The 13,129-nt window shown below is 59.8% G+C and carries 12 protein-coding genes and 1 pseudogene; 10 read left to right on the top strand and 3 right to left on the bottom strand.

Translation table 11 applies throughout. The features are described from left to right. Nucleotides 1-5: 5 nt before the first annotated feature. Nucleotides 6-728: a PP2C family protein-serine/threonine phosphatase gene (locus tag BOP96_RS26980; RefSeq protein ID WP_069868951.1), complete on the top strand. Its 723-nt coding sequence runs from the start codon at nt 6-8 to the stop codon at nt 726-728. Next, nucleotides 725-1,567: a serine/threonine-protein kinase gene (locus BOP96_RS26975; protein ID WP_073454545.1), complete on the top strand. Its 843-nt coding sequence runs from the start codon at nt 725-727 to the stop codon at nt 1,565-1,567. Before BOP96_RS26980 ends, BOP96_RS26975 begins: the two co-directional genes overlap by 4 nt. Before the next feature lie 8 nt (nt 1,568-1,575). Here the strand turns inward: BOP96_RS26975 and BOP96_RS26970 are convergent, their stop codons facing one another. Next, complete coding sequence (locus BOP96_RS26970) at nt 1,576-1,905, bottom strand: DUF6388 family protein (RefSeq protein WP_014718230.1); 330 nt, start codon at nt 1,903-1,905, stop codon at nt 1,576-1,578. 11 nt (nt 1,906-1,916) lie between these two features. Beyond that, complete coding sequence (locus BOP96_RS26965; protein ID WP_224797013.1) at nt 1,917-2,171, bottom strand: hypothetical protein; 255 nt, start codon at nt 2,169-2,171, stop codon at nt 1,917-1,919. A 345-nt stretch (nt 2,172-2,516) separates the two neighbouring features. On the opposite strand from BOP96_RS26965, the gene BOP96_RS26960 reads away from it, so the two are divergent. The 8 genes from BOP96_RS26960 (at nt 2,517) to BOP96_RS31015 (ending at nt 12,060) form a co-directional block, all read left to right on the top strand. Next, nucleotides 2,517-4,586: an EAL domain-containing protein gene (locus BOP96_RS26960; RefSeq protein WP_014718232.1), complete on the top strand. Its 2,070-nt coding sequence runs from the start codon at nt 2,517-2,519 to the stop codon at nt 4,584-4,586. Between the two features lie 557 nt (nt 4,587-5,143). Then, nucleotides 5,144-6,139 (top strand): HOASN domain-containing protein, encoded by a 996-nt coding sequence (locus BOP96_RS26955; RefSeq protein WP_073454542.1) that lies wholly within the window; start codon nt 5,144-5,146, stop codon nt 6,137-6,139. A gap of 39 nt (nt 6,140-6,178) precedes the next feature. Further along, nucleotides 6,179-7,165, top strand: coding sequence for an HOASN domain-containing protein (locus BOP96_RS26950; protein WP_014718234.1), 987 nt, complete (start codon nt 6,179-6,181; stop codon nt 7,163-7,165). 29 nt (nt 7,166-7,194) lie between these two features. Then, nucleotides 7,195-8,628 (top strand): class-II fumarase/aspartase family protein, encoded by a 1,434-nt coding sequence (locus tag BOP96_RS26945; protein ID WP_069868408.1) that lies wholly within the window; start codon nt 7,195-7,197, stop codon nt 8,626-8,628. Then, a complete protein-coding gene (locus BOP96_RS26940) occupies nt 8,628-10,076 on the top strand; it encodes a class-II fumarase/aspartase family protein (protein ID WP_014718236.1) in 1,449 nt (482 codons plus the stop codon). Before BOP96_RS26945 ends, BOP96_RS26940 begins: the two co-directional genes overlap by 1 nt. 38 nt (nt 10,077-10,114) lie before the next feature. Next, complete coding sequence (locus BOP96_RS26935) at nt 10,115-11,188, top strand: class I SAM-dependent methyltransferase (RefSeq protein WP_014718237.1); 1,074 nt, start codon at nt 10,115-10,117, stop codon at nt 11,186-11,188. Between the two features lie 110 nt (nt 11,189-11,298). Beyond that, nucleotides 11,299-11,628 carry a hypothetical protein gene (locus BOP96_RS26930; RefSeq protein ID WP_003191756.1) on the top strand — a complete coding sequence of 110 codons (330 nt, stop codon included), beginning with the start codon at nt 11,299-11,301 and terminating at the stop codon, nt 11,626-11,628. Between the two features lie 84 nt (nt 11,629-11,712). Beyond that, nucleotides 11,713-12,060: a chitin binding peritrophin-A domain-containing protein gene (locus tag BOP96_RS31015; RefSeq protein ID WP_353956204.1), complete on the top strand. Its 348-nt coding sequence runs from the start codon at nt 11,713-11,715 to the stop codon at nt 12,058-12,060. Between the two features lie 171 nt (nt 12,061-12,231). On the opposite strand, the pseudogene BOP96_RS26925 reads toward BOP96_RS31015, so the two are convergent. Beyond that, nucleotides 12,232-13,129 (bottom strand): annotated as a pseudogene (locus BOP96_RS26925) (hypothetical protein); the annotation flags it as partial.

Here is a 13,129-nt window from a genome sequence, read left to right as displayed (position 1 = left end):
CCCCGATGGAAGCCCCGTGGCGCAGCGCCGGGCGCACGCAGCGAGGCCTGGCGCGGTTGCGCAATGAGGATGCATTCCTGGACAACCCGAGCACGGGTTGCTGGGCGGTGGCGGACGGCATGGGCGGGTATCGGCACGGGGATGTCGCCAGCCAGTGGATAGTCAGCCACTTGGCTTCAGTGTCGGCTGACGGCAACCTTGACCAGCGTATTCAGGCGGTTCGCAACAAATTGCAGGACGTCAACCAAGGAGTACGACGCGCATGGACAGAACCTGGCGCAACCAGTGAAGTGACGATGGGCAGTACCGTGGTCGCCCTGTTGTTGGAGAAGGGCCGGGCGGCCTGCCTATGGGCGGGAGACAGTCGCTGCTATTTATGGCGCGACCAGAGCCTCTACCAATTGTCGAAGGACCACTCGCTGCTGCAGCGCCTCATGGACGAGCGTCAGTTGAGTGTGGCGCAAGCCCAGGCTTACCCGGGTGCCAGGGCCTTGACCCGGGCCGTTGGCGCGCGTTCGCGGTTGCATCTGGAGGTACTGGAACTGCGTACCCGCCCTGGGGATGTATTTTTGTTGTGCAGTGATGGCTTGTATCAGGCCCTCAGCCACGTTGACCTGGGGCGGGCGTTGAGCATGGGCACGCCTCAACGGGCAGTGGAACGGCTATTTGCAGCGGCGTTGCGCCGGCCGATACGCGATGACCTGACTGCGGTTGTGGTGCAGCCATGAACTCGGCAGCTCAAGCCTGCCGTTTACTGTCTGGGCGCTATCACCTTGAACGTGTCTTGGGCAGAGGTGGCATGGGCAGGGTGTACCGCGCGCGCGACCTGTTGCACGAGCAATTGGGCGAACCCTGTTCCAAGGTCGCGATCAAGCTACTCGACGAACCCATTTCCCAGTGCCCCGACGCGCATGTGTTGTTGTACAGCGAGTTTGCGTTGACCCGCAGCCTGAGGCACGCGCATGTGGTACGGGCGTTTTCGTTTGAGGTCGATACACACAGTCAAGTCGCGTTTTTCACCATGGAGTTGCTGCAAGGAGTGACGCTGGACCGCCTGCTGCTGGAGTGCCCCTATGGCTTGCCCTGGCGGGAGTTGCGACCCATCGCCGTGCAGTTGCTGGATGCGCTGGTCTACACCCACCAGCAAGACGTTCTGCACGGTGATGTCAAACCAGCCAATGTCATGGTGGGCGAGGAGGGCGTGCGCTTGTTCGATTTCGGCCTGGGCCAGGCTCAAGCAGGCGCCGCAATGGGTTTGCCGAGTGTCAGCCGCAGTCGTTTCAATGCCTGGACACCTGCCTACGCCGCCCCGGAACTGTTGGCCGGCGGTGCGCTGACCGCCGCTGCCGACCTGTACGGCGTGGCCTGCGTCCTGTACGAACTGGCCCACGGCAAGCGCGTTGGGGAGCGCGCCTCCACGGTCTGTCTGCCCCGGCCCGTGCAGTTGCCCAGGCATTGCTGGGTGGCGTTACAGGCAGCGTTGGCGATAGACCCGCAGCACCGAAGCATAACGGTCGCCGAGTTGCGTCACGTCATGGGGCGCAACCGAGCACGCTGGTGCTTGTAGGGCAAAGGTCAAACGGCCAAGCCGTGCAACTGGCAGTACTGCGCCCAGTCCATACCTGCCATCTGTGCGACTTCTTTATGCACTTCGCGCCGCTGGGCCTCGAAGGCTTCGGTCGAATCGGCCGTCAGCTTGAGGGTCAATTCCCAGGCGAATAATTTTTGCTGTTCAGCGTGTGCTTCGAAAGCCTCATGCAGGCGTTCGGCGCGATACTGCGCCAGGGTTTCGCCCCTGGCCTGGGCTACCAGCGGGTTGAGGCTGTCCAGCTCGGCAGCGACCTGCGGTTGTTCGCGCAGGAATCTGTCCAGCGCAAGTTGGTGCGTATCGTTGGGTGCCGACACAGGTAGACACCTTAATGAGAAGGGTGAGAGTTGCTATCGGACGCGCGTGCGTTGAGGTGATGGCGGGCACGCTTGCGCGACCTGCGCTGCATCCAGTTTTGCAACGGCGCCAGCAAGAAAAACATCAGGTAAGCGACCAGCACCAGGGTCAGGTCTACCCAGGTTTCAGCCACAGGCCCAGTGAACAACTCAATGAGGTTCTTGATTACAAACAGCAACACCACGCTGCACAACCACAGCAGGATGGTGACAAACAGAGGACGCATGTGACTTGAGCGTTTGTCTTGCATAGTGAGGTTCTCTCCTTTGGCCTGTTGTCGTTCCAGGCAAGATTCCCTGAGTGCGTACCCATTATCAGACAGGTTGTAACATCCTTTAACACGCACAAACCGTGCGGATGATACCGACTCAGACAGCCTTAGGGGATGATTCAAGTCAGAAAGTTCGATAAATCTGTAGGGATTTAGTCTAGCAATCCGGCATTCACTGGTAAAAAAGCCGGGCAGGGACGGGGATAAAGGCTTTCGCTTCGGCTATCAGGCCGTGTAGCGTTAGCGGGTGTTTCCGGCCCTGATCTTCAGCGGCAGTCGGTGACAGGCAGAGGACGGCCCATGGCGCACACCCTGTTCAAACTTTTCCTGACACAGCGCCTGGCGGTCCTGGCCAGCACGGAGTCGCTGCGTGCGATTCGGGAGGGGCTGCTGTGGATACTGCCGTGCCTGTTGGTGTCCGCTGGTTTCCTGATCCTGTCCGAATGCGCCCTGGCGCTGGGGTTCGATGCGCAGGTGGTGAGTTTCCTGGCCGGGTTGCATAAACAGATCAGCTCGGTGATCCCGTTGCTGGTGGCGGCCTCCATCGGTTACATGTTGGCGATTCAACACCGTCTGCCACAACTGCCGGTCGCCTTCCTGTGCCTGGCCCATGTAGTGGTCGCAACCTTCGTGCTGCGTGAGTACCCGCGTGCTTCGGCCACGTTCCTACTCTTTATTGCCATTGCTTCGCCCTTGATCAATGTGCCGGCCATCGCCTGGCTGCACCGCTTTCGCTGGACGCGCCTGGTCAACCAGGACCTGGTCGGCCATAACCTCAAGGGCACCATCAACATGGTGATACCCGGCGCACTCACGGCCTTGTCGTTGGTGGCGGTGTTGTCGTTGCTGCTGTTGATCCCCCATGTGGCGCAAATCCAGGGGCCGCAGGTGCTTGATGCGTTGCAGACGCCTTACGGCAGCGGGTTGTTTGTCACCCTGATGAATTCGCTGCTGTGGTTCTTCGGGATTCACGGCGTGTATGCCATGCAGCCGTTATTCGATGCATTGGACCAGGCGGTGGCGCTCAATGGCGCAGCGTTGGCGGCGGGGGAGCCGGTGCTGTACCTGCTCAACAACGGCTTGCTGGGCAGTTTTGCGTTTATCGGTGGCTCGGGCGCAACCTTATGCCTGTTATTGGCGATCCTGCTGTTTTCCAAGAGCCAGTCCATGCGCTTGCTGGCGGTGGCCAGTTTGCCGCTGTCATTATTCAATGTCAGCGAAGTGCTGTTGTTCGGTTTGCCGATCATCCTCAACCCGCGCCTGTTCATACCATTTCTATTGGTGCCGGCGTTCAACGCGATGGTGGCGTTGATGGTGGTGCAACTGGGCTGGGTCTCACCGGCGGTGGCCAGCGTGCCCTTTACCGCCCCGGTGCTGCTCAACGCGTACCTCAGCACCCATGGCGATGTGGCGGCGGTGGTGTTGCAGATCGTTCTGTTGGGCGCCGGTACCCTGGTGTATGCGCCCTACGTCAGGGCGATTCATCGCCAGTCCAGCGATGGCGGCACGGTGTACCTCAAATCCCTTGACATGACCTTTCGCGGTCTCGAGGAGAAAGGCCGTCTGCTGGAGTTCGATCCGGTGCTGGCCACTCACCAGACATTGGCCCGTCAGGCCGCTGAGTTGAACCGTATTCAACAGATCAGCGATTACGAGTTCTACCTTGAGTTTCAACCCCAAATCTCCACCCGCACCGGTTTGTGCACCGGCTGCGAGGCGTTGATGCGCGCCCGGGACAGCCAGGGCACGGTGCATTCGCCCTGGGAGTTCCTGCAATGGCTGGCGCACGCCAGGCTGATGCCGGACGTAGACGTGTGGGTGGCATCCCAGGCTGTGCGCCAGTATCAGAAATGGCAGAAGGTGGGTTTTGAACTGCCGATGACCATCAATATTTCCAGCACCACGCTCAAGGACGCCGCCTATGGCGACCGCCTGGTGGAAATTCTTCGCCAGGCCCGTGGGCAAGTTTCAGTGGAAATTACCGAAGACGCGCTGGTCAGCGACATCCCGGCCACCCGCCAGACCATCCAGAAGTTGCAGGCCATGGGCGCCAAGGTCTATCTGGATGATTTTGGCACTGGGTTTTCTGCGTTGAGCTATCTGCACCAGTTTCCTGTGGATTTCATCAAGATCGACCGCAGTTTTGTGGTTGCCCAGCATGACCCTAAAGGCGCCCAGGTGCTCACAGGTATGTTGCGGTTCTGCGAGGCCTTGGACCTGGGCGTGGTAGTGGAAGGGGTTGAGACGGCTGAGCAATTGGCCTTTTTGAGTAACGGGCCTGAGTTGTTTATCCAGGGCTGGTATTTCAGCAAGGCACTGCCTGGGGATCAGTTGCCGCGCTTTGTGCGTGAGCGCAGGGCGTTGGTCTGATGGCCGACGCTTATCTAACTGACGCCCTGCGGTCCAACTGTGGGAGCTGGCTTGCCTGCGATGACGGCCTGCCAGTCGACGCCTATCTACCTGACACCCCGCAGTCCAACTGTGGGAGCTGGCTTGCCTGCGATGACGCCCTGACAGCCGACGCTGTTATACCGTGTACATATCCATTCCTGCGGTCACGACCACTTAGGGTTCCGCTCTGACAGCGGGGCACTTTGGAAAAGAGCCGGAATGCCGGCCCAGCCCAAAGTAACCAAAGGGCTCTTGCCCCACACTCGGCACCTCGCTTGGGCTCGGTGTGCCCGTAATCCGCCAGTGATTTGGGGGGGCGCTTCAGATCAAGAGCAAGATCAAGAGCGACTCGCTTCGCATCGTGGTTACCGCTGGCTGCTACGGAGTTGTGTAATACCTATTGTTTGGTGGCGCCAACCCCCCATCTCCAAGCCTTTGAAAGAATTTTCCTACAGGTGTTGACCTTGCCACTACGGGAACCTTTAGGCTTTTTTCCGAGTACGCCCAACCACAAAAACAAGATTCAGGGGTTATCAATGGATACTGCTGCCCTGCAACAACGCTCGGATTCCGATCTCTTCACCAACGCCTCGCGGCTGATGGTGAATGCCTTGGAACCCAGCGCCAACTACGCCCAAGTCACCCGCGCGCTGGAAGCGCTGCTCGCACTGACCCGGCAAGGCCTGGCGGGAGACGCCCAAGCTTATGCGCACTATCAGTCAGCCCTGCTGCAACTGCACCTCCCCGGTGACCCGCGCACCGAGCCGACCCGGCGCTGGATGGCCAGCGAGGTCTACCGCGTCGAAGATGAGTTCGCCGCCGACGTGCCGGGCTTTAAAGCGTTGCCGGCGGACGAGTTCCGTCAACAGGTCGACGCTGAAATCGCCGCACGCAGCCGGGTCAACCACCCGATGTCGGTGCACCTGTTCCAAGGTACGCCGCCGGTGCAGGATGTGCGCTTTTTCCTGGAGCATCACTGGACCCGTTCCTACAACTTCTACAGCCTGCTGGCCGAGTTGGCCTTTCGCTTCGAAGCGATCGAAGACGCCTCGGTGTTTTACCGCAACTTGTACGGCGAAGCAGGCGCTGAGACACCGGAGCGTTCGCACCCGGCGATGCTCGCCCATCTGATGGAGTATTTCGATATTCCGCTGGCCATCGATTTCCCCGCGCTGCATCCGCTGGAAAAGGCCTACCTGAATAATCGCATTCGCTGTGTGCGCCACATCGATGTCGCCTGGGGCCTTGCGCTGCTCTATGCGGTGGAGTCTGTCAGCTGCGTCAACCATCGGCGCATCTACGAGTTGTTGCAGCGCCTGGATGTACCGGCGCAGCCCAGCGAATTCCACCGCTTGCATGGCACCCAGGATGAGATCGACACCGAAGAAATGTGGGCACTGATTGCCAAGTTCGCCAGCGAGGAAGGCTTTCAACGCACGTTCATGCGCGCACTCAAGCGCCACTTCGAGATCAACAAGGCCTACTTCGACAGCCTGTGGCAGCAGATGCAGGCCCAACGCCTGTCTGCCTGAACGACCTGCGATCCAAAAACAAAAATAATGGAGCACATGATGAGCCCACGTAATTTTTCCCTGTCGCAATTGCAGAATATTCACACGGCCGAAGCCCGTCTGCTGGCGGAAGCCTTGAAACCGGACGCGACGTTCAATCGCATCGAAATTGCCGCCAATATGCTGCGCGCCCTGTGCGAGACCGGCCAACGTGGCGACGCCGCGAATGCAGCGCAGTGCCAGCAATTGCTGTACATCCTCTCGTTGAGCGACGACGTGGCCACCGCCTCGACCCGGCGCTGGCTGGCCAATGCCGTCTATAGCGTGCAAGAGCGTTTCATGCCGTCAGCCGACTTGGCATCGCCCTTGTCCGAGGCCGGCTTCCAGCAGCGCCTGGAAGAGCAGATTGCCGCGCAGTCGCGGGAAAACCATCCGATGTCGCAGTATGTGTTTGAAGGCAAAGCCTCTCACGAGCAACTGCAGGTGTTTTTGCGCCACCAATGGTTCCGTACTTATCGCCTTTACCGGGACGCCGCCGACCTGCTGGTCAACCTGACTGACGTGGACGAGGCGGCTGCCCTGGCGCGTTATCTCTACGGCGAGTTGGGCGAAGAGGATGAGCAGCGTTCCCACCCGAAGCTGTTGGCCAAGCTGCTCGCCGCCGTGGGCCTGAATGCCGATTTCGAGGCCCTCTCGACGATGCCCGAGGAAATCGCCTACCTCAACAACCGCGCACGCTGTTTCCGCAACCCCGATGTCGGCTGGGGCCTGGCGGTGTTCTACATCACCGAACTGGTGGTGCCCGGTAACCACGGCAAGCTGTACAACGCCCTGCGCAACGCGGGCTTGAGCCAGGATGACGCGGAGTACTACGAAGTGCATATCAGCCTGGTGCCGCCGCGGGCCAAGCGGGAGTGGGCGCTGATCTCACGGCGTATTCCGGACCTGGGGTTCCAGAATGCGTTCCTGACGTCTCTGGCCGAGCACTTCCGGCTGGAGCGGGCTTATTACGATGCAGTCTGGGAAGAAGTACAACGCGTGAAGTAGCCCTCCCTGGACAACCCGAGTAACCCGACATGCCAAGTCATATCACTGAATCCCGTATCCACGGGGGCGCTTACTCGTCCCCGGAATTTGCTGCAATCTTCTCTGATGCCAATCAGGTGCAGAAGTGGCTCGATGTTGAAACAGCGCTGGCGGCGACCCAGGCGCAGATGGGCCTCATCCCCCACGAGGCCGCCCGGGAGATTGCCCGGGTAGCCAGCGTGGAACTGCTGGACCTCGATGCGTTGGGGCGCGAGGGCCTGGAAACCGGGCACATCCTGGTGCCGACCCTGCGCGCCTTGCAGGGGTTATGCGCCGATGGGCTGGGCGAATACGTGCATTACGGCGTGACCACCCAGGACATCCTCGACACCGGCCTCATCCTGCAAATCCGCGATGCCTGGGGCCTGGCAGTGCAGCGTTTGCGCGGGATCCGCGGGCATCTGCTCACGCTCGCCCTGCGCCATAAGCACACGGCGATGGTCGCCAGAACCCATGGCCAACACGCATTGCCCACCACGTTCGGCTACAAGGTGGCGGTGTGGGTCGATGAGATTGATCGACACCTTGAACGCTTTGACGAAGCCTACGCCCGGGTGATGGTCGGCAACCTGACCGGCGCCGTGGGCACCCTGGCCGGGCTTGGCCCGCAGGGTTTGGACGTGCAGCGCCGCACCCTGGAAAGCCTCGGCCTGGCGGCGCCGTTGACCAGTTGGCACAGCGCCCGCGACCGCATCCTGGAAGCGGCGTGGCTGCTGGTGCAGGCGTCGGCGACGTTGGGGCGTGTCGCCAATGAGATCTACCACCTGCAGCGCACCGAGATCGACGAAGTGCGCGAGGGGCGGCGAGCCGGGCAAGTGGGGAGTAGCACCATGCCCCACAAGCAAAACCCGTCGACGGTGGACCTGATCAGCGCGCTGTCACGGCTGGTGCGTGCGCAGATGGTTGCGCTGACCGATGCGGCTTTCCAGATGCACGAGCGTGACGGCACCACCTGGCGCATCGAATGGGCGGCCTTACCCGAGCTGTTCATTTACGCCGGTGCGTTGCTCGCTCGTATGGAAGGCTTGCTGCTGGCGGGGTTGGAGGTGCGTGAAGCGCGCATGCGCAGCAACCTGGACTTGTTGGGCGGGCTGATCCTGTCGGAGCGCGTGATGCTTGCGCTGGCGCCTCGGTGTGGCAAGCAGACGGCCCATCACTTGGTGCACGACATCGCCCTGCAGGCCCAAGACGCGGGCGTTTGCTTTCGCGACGCGCTGCTTGGCGACCCTCGGCTGCGCGGTTGTTTCAGCCCACAAATGCTCGATGACTTGCTTGACCCGACGGCCTACACAGGGCTGGCGGCCGAAATGGTCGATCTGGTGGCAACTAAAGCACGACCTCGCGCTTCAGGCGATGGCGCTGAAGCACTGATGGCAACCCAAGGCAATACCAATCAGTCCCTGTACGCTACGGAGGGTATGTGATGGATGCGCAAACTTTGGAAACGACAGCTCGTGCGTCTTGCACCGCACGTTCGGACCACCCAGGTTTTGATCATGACGGCGAGCAATGCCGCCACGAACACAGCCACATCCTCGATTCGAAAACCCACGGTTCGGGTTATGCCGGCCCGCAGAGCCGCAAGATTTTTTGCAGTCATTGTCGCCTGCAACGCTGGCTGGACGTGGAAGCCGCGCTGGCCATGGCGCAGGCCGATGTCAACATCATCCCGCGCGAGGCGGCCCTGGAGATCGAAAAGGCCGCGTTGCTATCGGGCATCAATGTGCGCCAACTGGCCGAGGGTGTGGTTGCCACTGGGCATTCGCTGATGCCATTGCTGAGCGCCCTGCAAAAAAATTGCAGCCCCAGTGCCCGTGAATACGTGCATTACGGCGCTACCACCCAAGACATACAGGACACCGCCCAGTCCCTGGAGATGCGCGATGTGCTTGATGCGATGGACCAGGCCCTGGAGACTTTGCTGGGTAAGTTGTCGACCCTGGCCGATGCGCACCGTGACTCGCTGATGGTCGCCAGGACCCACTCGATTCCCGCCTTGCCGACCACCTTCGGGCTGAAGGTCGCTGGCTGGATCGATGAGCTGTTGCGCCACCAGCAGCGCTTGGCCGAAGCCCGCCAGCGTGTACTGGTGGTGCAACTGTTCGGCGGGGTCGGCACCATGGCGGCGTTCGGCCCGGACGCCATGCCGATGCTGGAGCGTTTTGCCCAGCGCTTGTCGCTGCAAGTGCCCCTGACGGGCTGGCATGTGTCCCGTGACCGCGTTGCGGAGTTCGTCAGCACCCTGGCCATGGTTACCGCCTCGTTGGCCCGCGTAGCCGATGAAATCCGTACGCTCAATCGCTGGGAAATCGCTGAAGTGGAAGTGGGCTGGAGCGACCAGCAGATCGGCAGCAGCACCATGCCGCACAAACGCAACCCCGAAGGCTGCGAGCAGGTGGTGGTGTTGGCGCGGCTGGCCAAGGCCCAGGTCATGCTCGCGCTGGACGCGATGATTCTTGAGCATGAGCGCGATTACCGCGGTACGCGGCTGGAGTGGTGCGCGGTCGCGGACGTTTCCCACTATGCATTGATGGCGCTCTCGATTCTGACCGAGACCATCGACGGGCTCACCGTGAATGTGCAGAAGATGGAAGGCACCGCCCAGGCGTATGGCGATGCCATCTGCACCGAAGCGGTGGTGTTCGAAATGGCGCGCAAGCTGGGCAAGAGCAGCGCCTACCAGATCATCTTCGAAGTATCCCAGGCCAGCCAGCGCAATCACGTGTCGATCCGCGAGGCAATCGAGGCCGATGCGCGGGTGCTTGCTGTCATGAGTGACGGCGCCCTGGCACGGCTGTTCGAGCCCAGGACCCACCTGGGCATGTCCGAGCGCATCGTTGACAACGTGCTGGCCAAACTCGCCGGCCATTGATCCCTTAACAGACTTGCAAATTCATCAAGGAGCGACAGATGTCCAACGTTATGGAAGTTGATAAAGCCAAGGTCCAACAGTTCTCGGCGCGGATCATGGAGGATTACGGCAACACGCTGCGCGGTGCCATGCTCTACATCGGCGACCAACTCGGCTTGTTCAAGGCATTGGCCGACGGCCAGGCGGTGACCCTGGAAGAGTTGGCGCACAAGACTGGCTACAACGCGCGTTACTTGCGCGAATGGCTGGGCAGCATGGCCACCGGCAATTATGTGACCTACGACGCGCAAACCCGCCGCTACCAGATGCCGGCTGAATTTGTGCCGGTGCTGGCCGATGAAGACTCGCCGTATTTCGCCGGCGGCATCATTCAGCTGAGCGTGCCGTTCGTGAGCATGGCGCCCAAGGTCATCGAAGCCTTCCGCCATGGTGGTGGCTGCGCTGAGGAGGCGTTCCCGCTGGAAACCTGGAAAGGCATGGAGCGCATGACCATGCCCTGGTACAAGCATTACTTGGTCCAGCACTGGATTCCATCCTTGGATGGCGTCGAAGAGAAGCTCAAGACCGGCGGCAGTGTCCTGGATTTTGGCTGCGGTGCGGGCCTGGCGGCGATCACCATGGCCAAGGCCTATCCTGAGGCGCGCATTGTCGGCTGCGATTTCCACCTGCCTTCCATCGAGTTGGCGCGGGCCAACGCCGAGGCGGCCGGCGTGGGTGACCGGGTGCAATTCGAGGTGAACGACTCCGATGCGTTGCGCGGCCAGCAATTCGACTTCGTGACCACCTTTGTGGTGATCCACGATGCTACCGACCCCCAGCAGATGCTCAAGGATTTGCGCGCCGCCACGGCCGAGGACGGCACCTACCTGATGGTGGAGCTCAACCTGTCCGAAGAACTGCACGAGAACATGAACCTGTTCGGACGCGTCATGTACCCGCAGAGCACCCTCTATTGCATGACCTGTTCGCTGTCCCATGGCGGCGCCGGGCTGGGCGCGTTCATGGGCGAGAAGCGTGCCCGCCAGATGGCTGAAGCAGCCGGGTTCAGCCGCTTTCGTAAAGTGCCTTCGCAGTGGCCACCGATGCCGGCGCTGTTCGAACTCAAGCCTTGATAGAAAGCATCCGCGAGTCGCTTTGCGCAGTAAGGCAATTTAATGGCCCCTTTGTAACAAAATCCTCGCCAAAATCACTTTTATTTTCAGGTGGTTAGGTGAGGATGCAAATGCGCTCTGTGGGAATGATGCTGATTGCCTGCTCCCTGGCCGGCGGCGCGACTGTCGCGCAGGCCAGGGAATTGCGCGAGGGTGACAAGTACATGTGCAGTTGGGGCGCAGGCACGGCCGCCAGGGCCCAGGAACTCAAGTTATCCGGCGTTTCGCTGTACGCGGCCCGGCAGAAGATCCAGACCCTCAAGTTCAGCAAATCGTGGATGCGCATGATGGCCATGGGGATCACCGAGCAGACCTATGACAGCCGCTCAAGGCTCAAGCCCGAGGCGATTCGTCAGAGCTTTTATCAGGATTGCCTGCGCTACAAGGTGGCGCGCAAGTAATTTGTAGCCGACTCACAGGGAGTGAGCGTGGATCACCCTTTGTCTGAAAAACCCTTCTACCTAGTAGTTTTGACAGTAGACGGCATGAAATCTGGGGGAGCTCAATACGGGAGCACATCAACACAGGAGCACCTCATGAGCATACTTAAGATCAAAGCCACAAGTCGGCGCATCACCCATACCTCGGGGTTACTGTTACTGGCGTTGCTGGTGAGCGCGTGCAGTACCGAAATAAATCCCGAGCAACGTGGCGTAAGTTCCGCAAAGAACGTGCCTGACCCTCCCTGTACGGTCGCAGGATATTTCAAGAGTAATGAACCTGGAAAATACTACCAGTGCATATACAGCTCAGCGCAGGGAAGATGGCTTAAAAAGCTTTTTTCATGTCCTTCAGGGCAAAACTTTGATGAAGTCGCGCAAAAGTGCAAATAGCACTTCGCACTCGGTTATCCCACCGCTAAACCTTCACCCGCATCGTTGGTGCTGTGGTGATGGTCGGTTTGTTTCCCGCGCCGTACTCACGCAAACACGTTAACGTCCAAAGACCACAAAAAGCAGATCCGCTTAATACGGATCTGCTTTGTCGACCAGCGCCTCTTCTGGCTATACACTTATTTTTTGGACACGAATAGAGTCAAGCTGGGTATTGCCACCATCAAACCTTATATCCAGCTGTATGTTTTCCCCAGCATAAACCGGCCCTATCACTTGCGTCACCCAACTACTCGACGCAGAGGTGGTGAAATATTGAGAGGTGCCGCCAGGGCCACGTAACCATACATAGTTGGTAGTTGCCGCAGTCGCATGACGATACCTAACCGTTATCTGGTATCCCCCCGCACCTGCGCCAGGAAACGCTTTTGTGCAACCCAAATAATATCGAGTCGGCGCGACCAGATAAAACTCCGTACCCGATACCTGCACCTGAATAGGCACACCGCTATTCAATGGCTCCCAACCATTGCGATTAAAATTATCGAAGTCAGTCATATCGTCCAATATAGGGGGGGCGTTCTCAACAATGTAGTTGGTTGAACGCAGGGGTATGCTTTTAGAACGATCAATGTCGCCGCTATACGCCACATCGCACGATATTGTTATGTTATGACCACGAGGCACAGCCTGTAGCCAGCTGCGCACTACCGATTTGTTCCTCAACCCATTGGCAGCTTCCTGCTGGGTGATGACTTCTCCGCTCGCGGTGAGAACATCGAGCGGCGCCATCTGTGCACTGCGACAAGTGATCCATACACGTTGCCTGGCAGCGCTTAACGCCCATTTAATAATTGAGGCCAGCCCATCGCCGACAAAAGTTCTCAAGTCTAGGACATCACCGGGCGCAATATTATTGATCAATGGCTGTGGTAAATCGGCGGGCTGTATCGTATCGACCCTCACCGTCTGCACCTGTGACGGAATCGGGACCGTCACACCCGGCCGTTCTACCGAATACTTCAAGCACACGGTACTGTTCACACTGCGGTGCAAGACCTTGACCGAG

It is taken from the genome of Pseudomonas sp. FSL W5-0203 (genome assembly GCF_001896155.1).
Lineage (GTDB): Bacteria > Pseudomonadota > Gammaproteobacteria > Pseudomonadales > Pseudomonadaceae > Aquipseudomonas > Aquipseudomonas paracarnis.
Note: the sequence above shows the minus strand (reverse complement) of the source record. Positions and strands in the feature narration are given on the sequence as shown.

Coding starts and splice junctions, on each gene's coding strand:
- BOP96_RS26960 (WP_014718232.1), top strand. CDS start 2,517: ATGGCGCACACCCTGTTCAAACTTTTCCTGACACAGCGCCTGGCGGTC.
- BOP96_RS26965 (WP_224797013.1), bottom strand. CDS start 2,171: ATGCGTCCTCTGTTTGTCACCATCCTGCTGTGGTTGTGCAGCGTGGTG.
- BOP96_RS26940 (WP_014718236.1), top strand. CDS start 8,628: ATGGATGCGCAAACTTTGGAAACGACAGCTCGTGCGTCTTGCACCGCA.
- BOP96_RS26930 (WP_003191756.1), top strand. CDS start 11,299: ATGCGCTCTGTGGGAATGATGCTGATTGCCTGCTCCCTGGCCGGCGGC.
- BOP96_RS31015 (WP_353956204.1), top strand. CDS start 11,713: ATGAAATCTGGGGGAGCTCAATACGGGAGCACATCAACACAGGAGCAC.
- BOP96_RS26980 (WP_069868951.1), top strand. CDS start 6: ATGGAAGCCCCGTGGCGCAGCGCCGGGCGCACGCAGCGAGGCCTGGCG.
- BOP96_RS26955 (WP_073454542.1), top strand. CDS start 5,144: ATGGATACTGCTGCCCTGCAACAACGCTCGGATTCCGATCTCTTCACC.
- BOP96_RS26975 (WP_073454545.1), top strand. CDS start 725: ATGAACTCGGCAGCTCAAGCCTGCCGTTTACTGTCTGGGCGCTATCAC.
- BOP96_RS26950 (WP_014718234.1), top strand. CDS start 6,179: ATGAGCCCACGTAATTTTTCCCTGTCGCAATTGCAGAATATTCACACG.
- BOP96_RS26945 (WP_069868408.1), top strand. CDS start 7,195: ATGCCAAGTCATATCACTGAATCCCGTATCCACGGGGGCGCTTACTCG.
- BOP96_RS26935 (WP_014718237.1), top strand. CDS start 10,115: ATGTCCAACGTTATGGAAGTTGATAAAGCCAAGGTCCAACAGTTCTCG.